The organism is Moorena sp. SIO4A5 (genome assembly GCF_010672005.1).
GTDB lineage: Bacteria > Cyanobacteriota > Cyanobacteriia > Cyanobacteriales > Coleofasciculaceae > Moorena.
Map to the genome: position 1 here is coordinate 1 of NZ_JAAHHZ010000137.1, position 15,324 is coordinate 15,324.

Genomic DNA, 15,324 nt, shown 5'->3' on the forward strand with positions numbered 1-15,324 from the left:
AGGGAATTTGGAGTGAGCCCAGGGATAACAATCGCTCCCAAACCTGATTCAACCGTCCCGTTGCAACCTAGCCAGCTCCTGATCTTTCCCCTCCTGGGAGGGGTTAGGGGTGGGTTCCCTACACCCTTCACCCCAAACCCCACACCCTGTAAGGCTTTGAAGGCTGTTTGTCACCCCGTCAGTAGAAAATGATGAACCTAGCGATAAAGTTGGCTGTATTCGTAATTTCAATCTCAAAGAAGGGGGGAATATTCGAGAGAAGCTATTGGTTCTAAGCGACTTAGATTATTTATTTTCCTACTCAATTCTCGAATCCCCCATGCCATTAACGAACTATGTGGCAACATTTCAGCTTAAGCCAATCACAGATGGAGATCGAACTTATGCTGAATGGACAGCAATATTCGACTGTGACTCCCAAGACGAAAAGCATCTGATTAAGTTAGTAGGTGATGGTGTTTTTCAGACAGGTTTCAACGCATTGAACCAGATATTTAATAAATAATGGAGAACCGTTAACATGGCAGATGCACAGTATTGGATCGAGAAACTCAAACTCGATAAATTAGAAGAGATTGGCGGCTACTTTCGCTCACATCTTAAATCAGAAAAAACAGTCTCTCAGATAGCTGGTTCTGAAGGTGGCAATGATCGTAGATTGTGGGAAGTCAATTATTACCTCCTGCAGAATAATGATGTTACAGCACTTCATCAACTCAAGCAAGATGAAATATGGCATTTTTACGCGGGTAACCCATTGGCTCTTCATATATTCCCCAATGATGGAAATTACCGGAAAATTAAGCTGGGTAGTAACTTGGACGCGGGTGAAGTTTTTCAGGCAGTTGCGACCCATGATATTTGGTTTGGAGCCACAATGCTTGAACCCAATTCTTTTGCGCTAGTTGGTACTACTCTAGCGCCCGGTTGGCATCCAACCGATTCCACAAAACCTACTCCTAATCAGTTGGAAAAATTGATGGAAATTTATCCGCAACATCAAGATTTAATTAAGCGATTAACGCTCAGTATATAGCTGTAATTCATATTAAATCGTTGTAGAGGAACGTTTATGACTGTATTCTCATCACCCAATTTTAATTATGGGTATCCCACGCCGGGTCAACAGGAACTTAATAGTCAAGACATCATGAACCATGTCTTTTTTCTCTCCCCCAGTGAATGGAAAAAGACGCGAGAAGAAAAACAATTTGACTATATCGTTATTGGCAGTGGCTTTTGTGCTCTTGGCTTTATTGAAAGAATTATCAAAAAAGATGATAATGCCAGAATCCTGCTCATCGAACGCGGGTCATTTTTCCTGCCCGAACACGTTCAAAATTTACCGATTTCCTACCAAAAACTGTTACTAAAACAGGTTCTAAAAACCTTTCCCTGGACTTTATCTTCTAAGACCCTTAATCTTAATAAATATATTAAATGGCAGCATGGGATAGTTCCCTTTTTCGGAGGTGGCTCGACCCTATGGAGTTCCTGGTGCCCGGAACCGACAACAGCGGAAATGAACGGTTGGCCTCAAGCAACGATTAAGGCAGCGCAAGACTATTTCAAGACGGCGAAAATGTTACTGAATGTGGTTGGAGCCAATCACGAAGAAACCGGAAATATCTTTGACCACTGGCAAAATAAACTAACTGAGAGATTGAAGCAAAATCTTCAGGATATTAAGTCAGCCACCCGCGTCGAACATGCTCAGATTGCCGTCGGCACTCCAACGATTACATCCACTGACGTGGAAAAGTTTTCCACACCAGGGCCACTTCTGGATGAGGTAATAAAATGCCAGGAAGAAGCCAAAAAACGTCAGATTGATTCCCGACTGAGTATTGTCACCGAATGTACAGTGACACGGATCTGGCAACAGGAAAACCAAGCAACAGCATTGGAAACAACCCGTGGGGTGGTCAATGTTGGCGATAGTAAAGTTATTTTAGCCATGGGGAGTATACCGTCAACAACCCTGGTTTTGAATTCTTTTCCACAAGCAAAAAATGCGGGTAAGCGGTTTACCGCCCACTTTATCAGTGCCATTGTTGCCCGTATCCCCCGAGACGACTTTCTGGAAATCTTTGACTGGGAAGAAAGCATTAAAGATGATTTAAGGAAAAAAAATCTACAGTTGGCAGCTATCTACTTGGCTGGGGTCGATCAGGAAACTCAGGGACAATATCACATTCAACTCTCAGCTATATCCGATCCTGACCCAACTAATAAGACTCACATTGATACAGCGGCTCGTAATATGCCGGATGTGGTAGCCACCGCCTCACCCAAGCAACTTGAGACATCCAAGGATTACATCGTGTTTGTCTGTGCGGTTCTGGGTGAACTATTCGATAACCCTGGTAACGGGTTACAAAAAAATGATGGGGACGATCCCACAACCAATGTTACCCTGCAAGTGTTGGAAACGGACAAAGACTTATCCCTGTGGGATACTATGGACAAAGCCACTTTTGAGGTTCTTGAGCAGGGTTTGTCCCCAAAAGGAAAAGACCGAGTAGAATATTGGCACGGTGATCCGGATACGGGACAATGGAAGCGCGAACGCCACAAAATTCGTGTTCCCGGATTGGTACACGAAGCCTCAACCATGTGGATTGGGGATGATGAAGAGGCTGTTGTCGGGTTAGATTATCGGCTCAAGGGTGTAGAGAACGTCTATATCACCGGAGCTTCACTTTGGCCCACTGGCGGTTCTTGGAACCCAACGTTGACCATGGTTGCCCTTGCCCAACATCTAGCCGATAACCTAACCGAACAAGCACAGGAAATTAAGACATAGGGGATGGGAACAGGGGTAGTGCCCTGAAGGGCACTACCCACCCCGTAAACTAGCATTGATAAAATTCAACAGCGTCCGCCGTTCCAACCCTTGGTTCAGGTCTTGCATCGTTCCCATCATGGGCAAGGGATGCCGATGAGACGTTTTTTCTGACTTCAATAAACTAGATAACAGCTCATGGAGCGGCAAAGATTGAGGTTTGTTTTGAAAACTTTTATCACCTTTAGACATGGTCTATTCTAGCTTTTTTGCAACACCTTTTTCTAATTACATTGCTAACGATGCCAGCTCATCCATCGATACCATACCATCTTTATCGACATCCAACACCTCAAACATCAGGCTGATTAATCCTTTCTGAATGCGGCCTGTCCGTTCTGCCAATGCTGCCCGTAGTTCTGCGGGGGAAATATACCCATCCTGATTTTGATCGAGAAAGGCAAAGGCATTTTTGACACCCTGTTTCAGCTCTTCTCTGGTGATTTCCCCATCGCCATCGGCGTCCCATTCCTCATAATTAATTAGGACTCTCCAGGCATCTTTCATACAGCTTTCTACGATCAGGTTTTGGCCTGGAAGACATTGCTCCAAAGGTGGAGCACCTCCATTTGCGTTGACATAATCTACCAACGGTTTGATTTGATCGAGCCCCCTCAGCAAGAATTGGACAATACTGAGGGTGTAAATCTTTTGGGGGTCAAATGGGGCGTGGTTAATGCTGACAATTTTCAGACTGGGGTAGTCTTCAACTACTACATCAAGATCGGCATGGAGAAAATTGGATGCTTCCCGCTCGGGCGTGCCGCGAGTTTCGGTAATAGACTCTTGTAAGATGTACCCAGGCACCTGAATCAAGGCCATTTGGGTATCCAATGGCATCTCTTCCAACAAATCCCTATATCTGAACGATTCTCCCTTCTCATAGTATCGCTTACCCCGAACACATCCTCCCTGGATCATAACTAGATCGACATTTTTAAAGCTTTTCTTGATATAAGAACATAGGGTTGAGGCCACTTTTTCGGGTTGGAATCGCATCCGTTTAGAGGACATCGGTTCTTTCACCTCAAAAATTTCCACATCCATCAGCGAACCTAGAAAATTTTCGGTACTTTCTACAAACTTTTGGACCTTGGGATCGGCATCAAAATGGGTGGCTGGCAACAGATGAACAGCACTATGCCACTGCTCGGAAGCATCCCACCAGACATCAACAACAACCACATTAGTAGCATCAGCACCAGCCTTAACAATCAGACTCCCCTCAATTTTCTCAATATAAATCTCATGCTCGTGCCCCCCAACAATTACAGGAACCTTACCACTAAGTTGGTCATCTTGCTCGATCCCCGTGGCTAGTTCCCGATCTTCGGCAATCGTCTGATGGGTCAGCGGAATCAGCATGGTTGCGTCATTGGAACACTCAGACCAGGTTTCTTTTAACGCATCAAAGATGGGTTGGATGGTTATGTTCGCCCCGGGTCGGAAAGTATTGATCTTACTAGTGCAAAATCCAGCAAAGGCAACTCTACGAGAACCGACTTCAACAATGTCATATTTCGGAAGCAGCTGACCACTGGCATCCACAATTGGCAAGTCCAAGATGTTGCTATTTAAGCATTTCCCTTCGTAGGTTTTGAAACGCTCACCTAGGACATCCACGGTCACATCGAATTCATGGTTGCCCAAGCAAATATAATCAATGTTGACTACCTTGAGCACGTCCAGCATGGCTTTACCGCCATCAAGTGAGGTAATTAAACAAGGAGAGAGAAAGTCTCCGCTGAGGCAGGCAATCACCACGGCATCTTCCGATGTTTCCTTCAGGGATTTAATCACTGTTTCCACGTAGGGATAATTATTGATGTCGTAAACATCATTGATCGAAATGATTCTGAGATAGTTGCCCACCGCCTCTCGGGGTTTCGGCAGATACAATCGAGGATTTGTCATTAGGGAAAGTAATTTTTAGGAATATTTCAGGAATATTCTATAGCAAAAGCGTCAACAAAGAGATCAGCAAAAATTATAATTAAAATAGTTTCTTAAGAATTCAACTGATGCTAGTGACGGCGTTGGTGAATACACAGATGAATCGGGAGCAGGCACCGGAACATCCCAATACTTGAGGTTTAGTCGTGATTTAGGAGTACCATACAACTAGAAATACTGATTCCTAGTTGTATGGTATCTTAATCAAGGTGCCTGTATTTGCTATTACCAGCATGGAAGCATTTTGACAGTTGCTAACGTATCATTTACCAAAAATCAAAGGTGAAGTCTAACTTTCGTGTAGCGATTATACATTCCCCGCAGGGTGATTATCTTCAGGAACCAGACATCGAGCAAAACGTTCTCCAACCTGAAGCCACGGTTGTTGTCCATCGAGCCGATCAGGCTAAAGAACTCATTGGTCGCATAGAAGATGTTGAGGCAATCATATCCTGGCACAAGACACCCCTTGATGCAGATATTCTGGGAAGATTGCAGTGTTGCCGTTGTATTGTACGGGCAGCTGTAGGTTTTGACAACATTGATCTTGCTTTTGCTGCCAAAAAAGGTATTCCAGTGTGTAACGTTCCCGACTATGGAACAGAGGAAGTTGCCGATCACACTCTTGGTTTAATTCTGGCTTTAGTACGTAAACTTTTAATTGTTGACAAATATGTTCGTAACCAAGGATGGGATTGGAACGCTGTCGGTAGTGTGCCTCGCCTTCGAGGTATGACTTTGGGTATTATTGGGTTCGGGCCCATTGGGAGCGCTGTAGCTAGACGGGCTCACCCTTTTGGTCTCAAGGTTGCCTTTTATGATCCCTATGTGCCGAGGGGGACAGCAAAAGCTCATGGTGTAACTCGCTGTGAAACACTAAATGAATTAATAGATGCTGCTCAAATCATCACTATTCATACTGCGCTCACCAGTGAAACACGGCATCTTATTGGTCGAGAAGAGTTGAAACGTATGACTCCTGAAACGATACTCATTAATACGGCTCGTGGGCAAGTAATCGATCAAGAAGCACTCATTGAAAGTATTCTATCAGGTTCTATTGGTCAGGTGGGGCTAGATGTTTTGAGTACTGAACCAAATGTACCTGATGAATTACGAACTTCTGAAAAAGTCATCTTGACAGCACATTCAGCATTTTATGCTGACGCTGCTGAAGCAGAACTCCGTTTCAAAGCAGCTACCTTTGTGCGCATTTTCCTATTTGGTCAAGAGGTACCAACTATAGTTAATGGTGTTTCTAGCAAAAATGACTTCCACCAGCAAATAACTACTATCTAACCAGGGTAAACCCAAGAATCAATAAGGAGGGATTATTATCAACAATATTGATAAAAACATGTAAGAGTGCTGATCAATCTTGGCTTATTATGGTCATAATCCTTGCCCTATATCACATTTTAGCTCAATTTTTATTGGGCTTACCCTGCGGTAACTATTAAGCAATTTCTACCTTCCAAGCAGTTTTATGTTTGGTGACACTAACTGGTTTAGGAGCGCTCCAATGAGTACCAATCACTAACATGTCCGTATCCCCGACACGCTCGAGAAATTTTCGTCGAGTAATCTGAGCTTGCTCGTGAGAACTATCAGCAACACATTCCCATTCTGGGTGGGCGCATTGGCATGGGTGATGCATAACGTCCCCTGTAATCATCGCCTCCTGACCTTGGGAAGAAATAACCACGCTACAGTGTCCGGGAGTATGACCAGGAGTGGGAAACAATTGCAATTCAGGGGTAATTTGATAATTACAATCGACTAAATCAACCAATCCCGCTTCAAAGACTGGGGCGACAGAATCCCCAAAAGCCTTTACCCAAAAATCCTCTTTCTGAGTGCGACAGTGTTCAAATTCAGGCTGTGTAATCAGATAGCGGGCATTCGGAAATGTCGGAATCCACTCACCATTGACTTTCATGGTATTCCAACCGATATGATCGTAATGCAAATGGGTGCAGACTACTATATCCACCTCTTCACGCTTGAAGCCAGATTTAGCAATATCTTCTATAAACGGCCCATTGAGCTGATTAAACGCTGGTTCTGAGCGTTGTTTGTCATTGCCAACACAGGTATCAATGATAATTTTATGCCCATAGGACTCAACTAGAAGTGCCTGAACTCTAAACTTAAGCTTGCCGTCTTGATCAACAAAATGGGGTTTGAGCCAGTCGAAGTCAGGAGCTAAGTTTTCTGGAGTCGCATCAGGTAGGGTAAATGATGGATCTACCGAGAGATCCAGTTCAATTACTGGTGTAATGAAAACATTCCCAATTTTCCACGCCATTATCTCTTTCCTACAGAAAAATTACGACTGTTGCTCAACCATCGCGATTTCGATTTATTGAGCGTTCACGTTCAGAGCGGCCTTAGCATTCCTAAGACCATTAGGTCAGCCCAAACCTTTTTTGTATGATACAGCTACTCACCATCTTCATTAAAATTGGGTCGATGCTAATGCGTTGACGTTCATCCATGTCAGGTATTTTATCAAGCAACTGAGTGACAGGTGATTGATTGTAGATAGATGCTAGATCTGAACTACGAAGTATATCCTGAGTAAATTGAAATAGTCCCTTGTTGAGTTTCAAGGTTGAAGGGGGAGCTAGAAATGGATGTTTTTGACGATGGTAAACGGTATCCGTTAGAAATGGGCGTGCGGCTTCTCGTAAAACATATTTTTCAGTCAAGCCACGAATCTTCATGGAAATAGGCATACGGCAAACTAATTCAACTACTTTATGATCTAGAAATGGTAGCCGCCCTTCTATGGAATGAGCCATTTCTACACCATCCCCTAGCACTCTAAAAATATTATTGGGCAACAGACTCTTTGCCCACAAATATAAAGATTTATGGACTGGTTCCCATTTAGAAAGTTGTCCAGAGGTATCTATCGGCTCCAAAAAGCGTTGGTAAGTATCCTCATAGCTAAACTGATCAACCAACTCAGGCGAGTAAAGAGATAAAAACTGACGATGCCATACTGCTGAAATTTCCATCCAAGCTGGTATAAATCCTAATTGTTTATCAACACTAGCTAATTTCTTAGTCCATTCCCCCTCAGAGAATAAAATCCCCGCAGATACTTTATTGCTTTGCTTTAATTGTTCTAGCAGATTTTTAATCGTCTGCTCATCTTGCCTTTCTGCATTATGACGCCACATATCTTGGCGGAAATGGGCATATCCTCCAAATATTTCGTCTGAGCCTTCCCCCGTCAGAACAACTTTATAGCCAGCGTCCCGTGTTGCTCGACTCAAGAGATACTTGGCTGTCCCATTAGTGTTGTTGCATAACATTTCACTCTGATAAACTGCATCCGCAAAATTATCAATCAGGTCAGAGGGCCGGATTTGAATAACCTCAAGTTTTGCTCTTGCACGTGCTGCGGTCTCAATTGCAATCGCTTTTTCGTCATAAATATCTTGCTCAAAGCTCAAGGTAAACGCCTGAATCGGCTCAGGTACGTGGATACTAGCCATTCCTAAAACCGTAGAGGAATCAAGTCCACCGCTGAGATAGCAACCAACAGGAACATCAGCCTCTAACCGAAGTCGAATTGCCTCATGTAACGTATCGCGGAGCTGTTCAATGTAGTCTTCTTCAGACCTGTGAAACTGGGAATCAGTAATTTGAGGGTAATCAAAATCCCAATACTGCTGCAACTTTATACCAGAATGAGAGGCCATCAGAAAATGCCCTGGCGGCACTTGATACACATTGGCAAACAAGGTGTGATTGTGGGCTAAAAGCTCGATATTTTTGAGTACCAATGCTTCTCGATCCCAATGAGCGGGCACACCAGCGGCAAATAATGCTTTAACTTCAGAGGCGAGATAAAGAGTATTACCATGAACAGCGTAGTACAGGGGCTTAATGCCAAAGCGATCTCGAACGGCAAAAAGTAACTCCTTACGCTGATCCCAAAGCATAAACGCAAACTCTCCTCGGAGGTGCTGCAGACACTCTGTTCCGAATTCATCATATAAATGAAGCGCGATTTCACTGTCAGATTGGGTTAGCAGTTGATATCCCCATCGCCTCAAATCCTGCTGTATCCGCTCAAAATCATAAAACTCTCCATTGACTATGATACGCAGTGTTTCATCTCTGTTGGCAATCGGTTGTTCTCCACCTGTAAGGTCAATAATACTAAGTCGTGCATGTCCCAAACCCACTCTACCTTCAGGGGAAATCCAAATTTTTTGTCCATCTGGACCTCGATGGTTTAAGTGTTCTATCCCCCGTTTCAAAGATGACTCGGAAATTTGCTCTTGTGTTGACAACATTGCGACAATACCACACATAAATAATGTTCCTCTCTTGCTATTGCCTTAAAAATAATTTTTCTTGTTAAAAGCTTTTTGCTTGTGCCGACAATGCTTTAAGATGCTTCTCAAATTGTTGCGTTAAGCTCGATTCGTCGAAAAGGATTCTTTTGACATGTGTATCTATCTCTACACCCTCTGATTGGGCTTCGATCAATCGTTCCTTCAGATTCTCAAGAGTTATAGCATAGGTATGCAGGGAATTCCTGGTAAATCGAGCACTCAACGCATTCTCACCAAACAAGAAGAAACGAACCGAGGCATCGAGCCATCGTACCGTTTCAAACAGAGAGTGCCTCCTTTGAGCTTCCTTAGAAATAGTCGATAGCTGGCGCAAACTGTTGATGTCACAAATTCCACCATCTAGAACGAGATTTTGAGGCATTAGGCAGTGGCCACAATTCCAAGAACAAGGGTCCGTTGCCGTGTACCCAAGAGCTAACATCCGACTAACAACTTCAAACCAACTCGAAATGAGCTTATCAGGCTCTGGGATTTGTTTAAGGAGAGTCTGCTTCCGATCGTCGTAGGAGATATTTCCGAAGATAACCGGCAGATCTAGATGAGCCATCCGATAAGGTACGGTAGGATAATAGTAGATATACACTCCTATGCCATCGTCGAGCCTCCGAAGTTTCTGAAGAGCGGTCGGAGAAACCAGTTGTCGCAGAATAGTTTTCACTTTCTCTATTGTCTCGTCGGGCCAACGAAAGATGAACAAAGGCAATGGAACATGCGCGATCTCCCCGAATACTTGTAAGTGCTTCTCTTGGAAATCGAGAGCTTGTAGCGCGTCTTCTTTGCATTCATCCAACTGGACTACACCTGGCATTTTGCCCTCTCCCACTAAAAACAGATGTAGTCTGTCCATCATTACATTGACCGAGGTAGATACACCAGATAAAACACCAGTTTCCAGTTCCCATACGGAGGACTCTTCTACCAGTTTCTCAAATGTCTCGCCAAAGTTCACTGCACAAGGTTCAGCACCCTTGATGGCTATACAGCCTGAGTATTTTGCATCAGTAGTAGTGGCATCTAAATTCAAATAGATTGCCCTTGAATGGCGCTCAGGGCGCACAAAAGGGTCAAAAAGACCATAGTGAACCTGTCTCTGAGCAGGAACATAACGTGATAATAAGCTGTACAGGTCCTCTGCAATAATATTTTGCCTAACAACCTCCTCGAAAAGTCGAGGGGCATTCTCCTGCAAGGACCATATTCTTTCCGGACAAGTAGAAAGGATATCAGCATGTTCTAGAATGGCTTGCAAATGCACACTTGATGTCATTTTTTTCTTGGCACTTCTATTATTAGAATTATCTCCATTGATGGAGATAATCAAGTTAACACTTTGTTCGAGTAATCATGCGTTCGCCTCATAACTTTGTCCCCTTTTTGCTATAATTTCCCTTCAAAGTTAATTCTTCGGGAAGCATCAGCATAAGCACTTTTCAGAGGAACCGTCAGTTTCCCTCCATCGATAGTAATAGTCTGTCCAGTCATGTAATTCAGCCGATCGGATGCCAAGCAAGTCACTAAAGCGGCGATTTCTTCAGGTTCGCCCATACGTCCCATGGGAACGCCAAACGTGAGCCTGTCTTTGGCAGCTTGAACCGTAATTTCCCCGGCAGCCGCCATGTTTTCAGCTAAGTTCAGCATAGCCCCCGTACCAATTACCCCTGGACAAACGGTATGAATAAGTACATTATGCTCAGCCAACTCCGCTGCGATCGCTCTGCTAAAAGCAGCTAATCCGGCTCTGAAGGTAGTAGAAATTAACAGATCGCCTCTTGGCTGTTCCACTGCACTGGTGGCGATATTAATCACCCGCCCCCAGCCACTCTCCATCATACTGGGTATCACTCCTTTGGTGAGTCGAATCGCACTCATCAGTACGAGTTGGTAAGCACGATCCCAATCTGACTCGCTCAATTGAGCAAGACGTCCTGCTGGTGGGTTCCCTGTGTTATTGACCAAAATCTCGATAGAGCCTAGGTTCGCTTCTACAGTTTCTAGAAGTTTTTCTATATCCTGTTTCACGCTCAAATCTGCTACTACACTGATTATCTTGGCGTTAGTTTCAGCTTCTAAGGTTTGACGAGTTTCTTCAAGAGTTTTCTGGTTGCGGCTGCATATAGCGACACTAGCTCCTTCTTGAGCCAGAGATTTAGCAATAGCTTTTCCCAGTCCTTGACTGCTAGCACAGACTAAGGCTACCCGATTCTTTAATCCGAGATCCATGATTTAATTCGATTACATTGTTAGGTTATCTCTGTGGTGTCATTCTCAGACATTAAAGGGTATAACCAAACTCTACAAGTGACTCCAATCGCCCCTCACTCCCTTCAAAGACGGGTGATTCTAAGTGGATGCTTGATTGCTATAGCGCAAGGCAAAAGGCATGCATGCAAGAGGCAAAAGTCACGTGCATGCATGCCTTTTGCTGCTTCTATCAATGTCTTAACTTTAGTGCTTAGTGCTATATAACGTTAGTCCTCTCACCACACCAATTAAGCTTTTACAGACTACCTGGGGGAGGAAGGGGGTCAATACACCCCTGATTAGGGCGTATCTTTGTCAGTCCTGAAAGTTTTAGATTTTAGGCATTAGAGCTTCACCAAGCCCTGCTCCGATCTTGGTAAATTGCCCGACACCTGAGTTTGAGATTTCCTGATGAACAACCCCCCAAAAATGATTCCAGAATGAGATGGTGTAATGGAATTTATCCAGCATCGACTTAATCTGGTAATCGTAAGCGCAGGAATTCATCCCCAGTGTGATCGCCCTTCTAATATGAGCTGGCTCTACCTTGAAGTGTTCCTCGAAATAAGGTGTCTGTAGTAATTCCTCCCTGGAGGATACCTGGGGCTTCAAACACTCAAAGACATGGCAGATATTGTGTTCCGCCAAAAGCTCGAAGCCCAAGAAAAAACCGGCGATCTCATGATCATTCTTGGCGCTGAGAAGCTGTTGTTTTAAGGCTTCCAAAACCTGATCAATATCAAGGGTTGGATAGCTAAGGATGGTGTGTTGGTCAAGGCCCGCCTCGGCCAGTGCCTCTAGCAGCAGCACTGAATGAACTTGCTGAGGATCACCGCATCCTAATTCTTCATTGGCTGTCTGGGCAATATAGCAGCGATTGACAGGATTTTCTAACAGAGGCAGTGCCAGACACAAAAAATCGGCGGCAAAAACACTGAAATGATACCAGCAAGCTGCCAGTCGCAGAGGGGATACCCTTTCTCGCACTAAAGCCAGTTCCTCTGGCGCAGCATTAGCTAGCCAAGCATGTTTGGATACTAGGCCGTGTAGATGAGCTTCCCAAAGTTCTAGTGTGCTACTGCTTTCAGTGGTTTTATTCATGTTTTTAACAACTTTAGCTTCTTTTAGCACCATGAATTATTACATCCATGACTTTCGAATCATACCAGCCAACTTCGGTTTTGCCAAATTTTTTTTGATAAATTTTAGTTTTGCTCCCGACTATGGGGACTATAAAGTTACCGAATATTTTCGTGATTGTTTGGGCTGAAAGCTAAGAGGGGTAAAGCTTTCGAGTGTATTTTGAGACCTTAATTTCATGGAAATCAATAGACTAAATATACGAGAGATATATAAGAGCGTACGGGCTTCGGAGCAAATCTCTACTTCCTTAACATAACGTTAAGGAGCTGAACGTGCTGAAGCTAACTGACCACAGTTAAAGGCACGGGAAGCGCGCCCAAATGGTCTTACCCTTCAATAAATGGGGATAGCTCCCGAGCACCTTTCCTAATTCCGTGTTTGTCGTGATTTAGGAGTACCTGTAGTCTATAAATACTGATTGCTAGTTGTATGGTATCTTGATCAAGGTGCCTGTCTTGGCTATTACCAAAATGGAAATATCTCGACAGTTGCTAACGTATCGTTACTAAAAAAATCCAGGGTTAAGTCTAACTTGCTTTATGACAATGCAACAAACTGTTTCGGTTTTGACTGCTAGGTCTATTCTTGAAGGCATTGACGCTGTTGCCATTGACCAACTACCCACGGTTTGGCAAAAAATTGCCAGTGGTGAGGCAGAAGTAGGACATCCTGACCTTGAGTTCCTGATTGCTTTGGCTCAATTGTTTCTAACCAAGGCAACTGATGGCAGCCCAGAAATTTTTGAGCAAGGTTTCGATTGCCAGTCTCTTTTTCAGAAGGGAGCTTGGGATACTTTAGAGTTCTTTGGTGCTGACTATTTGCTGTCAGCTTACCCAAATTTTGAATTAGCCAAGACTACTGCTGTGGCAACAGATGGTGCCGAACGGGTGGTCGCTTTTGTCGTAGACGTGTTTGAAGAGTTCAAATATGAATTACCAGCGTCTTTCTATCAGATGCTTCTGTGCCCGATTGAGCGTGACTCGATCCTAGAATCACGAGCTATGGCTTTTGATGTGCGCATGCAGGGTGTCAAACGTCCCTACGATGCCTGCCTTCACGCCTTCAATGTGACGCGGATGCTGATGTTTGTCCAGAGTAAAGCTGCTGGTCACGGTCTTCTGCTCCAACACGGGTGCGGCTGTAACTCTCATCTAACGGACATTCAGTCGGCTGCACCTAGTTCAATAGTCCAGTACTCATTTGAGGATCACAAAACTCGTAAAAAAGCAATTACGGCTTACATCTGGCGCATGTGGAATGAGTACATGCTCTTCCCCATGTCCGTTCAGTCACAAACTCTAGCACTATAGGTTTGATAGATACTGCCTTTGAGAAGCATTGCCACTAGAGCTAATTTCTCAACAGAACGTTAAGGACAGTATTCGGTGCGTTCCTAAAGCGTGCCCAAAAAGCGATCGCAGGTTTGCTTGAGCCTTGGTACATCCTCCAGGGGTTCACCTCTGTGAGCTGATTTGATGATTGGAATGACTTGATCGGCTCAGGTGAATTAAGCGATCGCTTTTCTAGAAAAACGATTGATTAATTATTAGTTTTTTTTAAAACAACTTAAAAAAAATTACAATTATAAGTTTATAACTATTCAAACTTATTTCACTAGACCTTTTGCAAAAGTATTGTGATGATACTGTTTAGGTCAATTAGTCTGCCGACTCCCGACTCCCGACTCCCGACTCCCAACTCCCGACTCCCGACTCCCTGTTCCCTTTGCTAGATAACTAATCTAGCCCCATAAGTAATCTAACCAACTTGATCTAAAATGCAAGCAAGCTTAAGCAGCGGAAACTCATGTAAGCTGATCGCGTGAGGCCGTTGTCTATCTAAAAAACAAGATAAAGAAAAAACTTATGCCTAAATGGAGTTCTCTGGTACTAGCCACTCTAGTATTAGTTGCACCCTTGACAGCCTGTGAAGGAGGTGGGACAAGCGCTACACAAAGCCGCTTAGATATAGTCAAAAGCCGTGGCAAGCTGATTTGTGGTGTTGACGGTGGCATTCCCGGATTTAGCTTTGTGGATGGGAGCGGTAACTACTCCGGGCTAGATGTGGATGTCTGTAAAGCAGTTGCTGCTGCTTTGTTTGATGACCCAGGAGCAGTAGAGTACCGTAACCTTGACTCCACGGAGCGATTTCCCGCCGTCCGGAATGGTGAAGTGGATATGCTCTCCCGCAATACCACTTGGACTCTTAGCCGAGATAGCTCTACCAATAACTTAGAATTTGCCCCTACTACCTTTTATGATGGTCAGGGCATGATGGTGCGCAAAAACAGTGGGATTAAGACACTGAAAGATTTTAAAGGCAAATCCGTCTGTGTGGAAACTGGAACCACTACTGAGTTGAATTTAACCGACAAGATGCGAGAAGCAGGTGTCGAATTTGAGCCCGTGGTATTTCAGAAAGCAGACCCTGCCTATACTGCCTATGACGAAGAACGTTGTGACGGCATGACTTCTGATAAATCCCAACTACTTGCCAAACGCAGCACTCTGCCTAAGCCTGATGATCATATACTCCTAGATGTTACCATGTCCAAGGAACCCTTGGGACCAGTGACTATTAATAATGACTCGGCTTGGTTTGATGTAGTCAAGTGGGTGACTTTCGCCTTAATTGAAGCCGAAGAGTTAGGCATTACTAAGGCGAATGTGGCACAAATGAGCAACAGTCCTAACCCGACTGTCAAACGCTTCCTGGGTGTTGAAGGTGACTTAGGCAAAGATCTCGGTTTAGAAAACGATTTTGCAG

13 protein-coding genes are annotated in these 15,324 nt (G+C 44.1%); 6 read left to right on the forward strand and 7 right to left on the reverse strand.

What is annotated here, in order from left to right:
* Positions 1–217: 217 nt before the first annotated feature.
* From F6K57_RS28330 to F6K57_RS28340, 3 genes are read left to right on the forward strand one after another with little or no spacing between them, the layout of a single operon-like run.
* On the forward strand, positions 218–505 hold the full coding sequence (locus F6K57_RS28330) for an SRPBCC family protein (protein WP_364304393.1): 288 nt from the start codon (positions 218–220) through the stop codon (positions 503–505).
* 15 nt (positions 506–520) lie between these two features.
* The gene (locus F6K57_RS28335; protein ID WP_293071696.1) at positions 521–1,036 is read left to right on the forward strand and encodes a cupin domain-containing protein; all 516 of its coding nucleotides are present in this window, start codon (positions 521–523) and stop codon (positions 1,034–1,036) included.
* A 36-nt stretch (positions 1,037–1,072) separates the two neighbouring features.
* Positions 1,073–2,806, forward strand: a complete 1,734-nt coding sequence (locus F6K57_RS28340) for a GMC oxidoreductase (RefSeq protein ID WP_293071697.1) — start codon at positions 1,073–1,075, stop codon at positions 2,804–2,806.
* Between the two features lie 33 nt (positions 2,807–2,839).
* Here the strand turns inward: F6K57_RS28340 and F6K57_RS28345 are convergent, their stop codons facing one another.
* A complete protein-coding gene (locus tag F6K57_RS28345) occupies positions 2,840–3,037 on the reverse strand; it encodes a hypothetical protein (RefSeq protein ID WP_293071698.1) in 198 nt (65 codons plus the stop codon).
* A 36-nt stretch (positions 3,038–3,073) separates the two neighbouring features.
* Entirely contained in the window at positions 3,074–4,759 is a 1,686-nt protein-coding gene (locus F6K57_RS28350; protein ID WP_293071699.1) for an EF-hand domain-containing protein, read from the reverse strand.
* Between the two features lie 321 nt (positions 4,760–5,080).
* Here F6K57_RS28350 and F6K57_RS28355 point away from each other — a divergent pair, with 321 nt between their 5' ends.
* A complete protein-coding gene (locus F6K57_RS28355; protein WP_293026324.1) occupies positions 5,081–6,097 on the forward strand; it encodes a C-terminal binding protein in 1,017 nt (338 codons plus the stop codon).
* A 157-nt stretch (positions 6,098–6,254) separates the two neighbouring features.
* On the opposite strand, the gene F6K57_RS28360 is transcribed toward F6K57_RS28355, so the two are convergent.
* The 5 genes from F6K57_RS28360 to F6K57_RS28380 all read right to left on the reverse strand — a co-directional run bounded on the left by F6K57_RS28360 (position 6,255) and on the right by F6K57_RS28380 (position 12,549).
* Positions 6,255–7,106 (reverse strand): MBL fold metallo-hydrolase, encoded by an 852-nt coding sequence (locus tag F6K57_RS28360; RefSeq protein WP_293026326.1) that lies wholly within the window; start codon positions 7,104–7,106, stop codon positions 6,255–6,257.
* A gap of 100 nt (positions 7,107–7,206) precedes the next feature.
* Positions 7,207–9,129 carry an asparagine synthase (glutamine-hydrolyzing) gene (gene asnB / locus F6K57_RS28365; protein WP_293026328.1) on the reverse strand — a complete coding sequence of 641 codons (1,923 nt, stop codon included), beginning with the start codon at positions 9,127–9,129 and terminating at the stop codon, positions 7,207–7,209.
* Positions 9,130–9,175: 46 nt separating this feature from the next.
* Positions 9,176–10,024, reverse strand: a complete 849-nt coding sequence (locus F6K57_RS28370; RefSeq protein WP_293071700.1) for a hypothetical protein — start codon at positions 10,022–10,024, stop codon at positions 9,176–9,178.
* A gap of 527 nt (positions 10,025–10,551) precedes the next feature.
* Positions 10,552–11,394, reverse strand: a complete 843-nt coding sequence (locus F6K57_RS28375; protein ID WP_293071701.1) for an SDR family oxidoreductase — start codon at positions 11,392–11,394, stop codon at positions 10,552–10,554.
* A gap of 351 nt (positions 11,395–11,745) precedes the next feature.
* Positions 11,746–12,549: an iron-containing redox enzyme family protein gene (locus F6K57_RS28380; RefSeq protein ID WP_293071702.1), complete on the reverse strand. Its 804-nt coding sequence runs from the start codon at positions 12,547–12,549 to the stop codon at positions 11,746–11,748.
* Positions 12,550–13,103: 554 nt separating this feature from the next.
* Between F6K57_RS28380 and F6K57_RS28385 the strand changes: the two genes are divergently transcribed.
* Positions 13,104–13,868: a hypothetical protein gene (locus tag F6K57_RS28385; RefSeq protein ID WP_293026336.1), complete on the forward strand. Its 765-nt coding sequence runs from the start codon at positions 13,104–13,106 to the stop codon at positions 13,866–13,868.
* 555 nt (positions 13,869–14,423) lie between these two features.
* Positions 14,424–15,324, forward strand: a 901-nt coding sequence (locus F6K57_RS28390) for an amino acid ABC transporter substrate-binding protein (RefSeq protein WP_293071703.1), incomplete at its 3' end; no start/stop codon positions are given.

Coding starts and splice junctions, on each gene's coding strand:
- F6K57_RS28335 (WP_293071696.1), top strand. CDS start 521: ATGGCAGATGCACAGTATTGGATCGAGAAACTCAAACTCGATAAATTA.
- F6K57_RS28340 (WP_293071697.1), top strand. CDS start 1,073: ATGACTGTATTCTCATCACCCAATTTTAATTATGGGTATCCCACGCCG.
- F6K57_RS28345 (WP_293071698.1), bottom strand. CDS start 3,037: ATGTCTAAAGGTGATAAAAGTTTTCAAAACAAACCTCAATCTTTGCCG.
- F6K57_RS28350 (WP_293071699.1), bottom strand. CDS start 4,759: ATGACAAATCCTCGATTGTATCTGCCGAAACCCCGAGAGGCGGTGGGC.
- F6K57_RS28360 (WP_293026326.1), bottom strand. CDS start 7,106: ATGGCGTGGAAAATTGGGAATGTTTTCATTACACCAGTAATTGAACTG.
- asnB (WP_293026328.1), bottom strand. CDS start 9,129: ATGTGTGGTATTGTCGCAATGTTGTCAACACAAGAGCAAATTTCCGAG.
- F6K57_RS28370 (WP_293071700.1), bottom strand. CDS start 10,024: ATGATGGACAGACTACATCTGTTTTTAGTGGGAGAGGGCAAAATGCCA.
- F6K57_RS28375 (WP_293071701.1), bottom strand. CDS start 11,394: ATGGATCTCGGATTAAAGAATCGGGTAGCCTTAGTCTGTGCTAGCAGT.
- F6K57_RS28380 (WP_293071702.1), bottom strand. CDS start 12,549: ATGGTGCTAAAAGAAGCTAAAGTTGTTAAAAACATGAATAAAACCACT.
- F6K57_RS28385 (WP_293026336.1), top strand. CDS start 13,104: ATGCAACAAACTGTTTCGGTTTTGACTGCTAGGTCTATTCTTGAAGGC.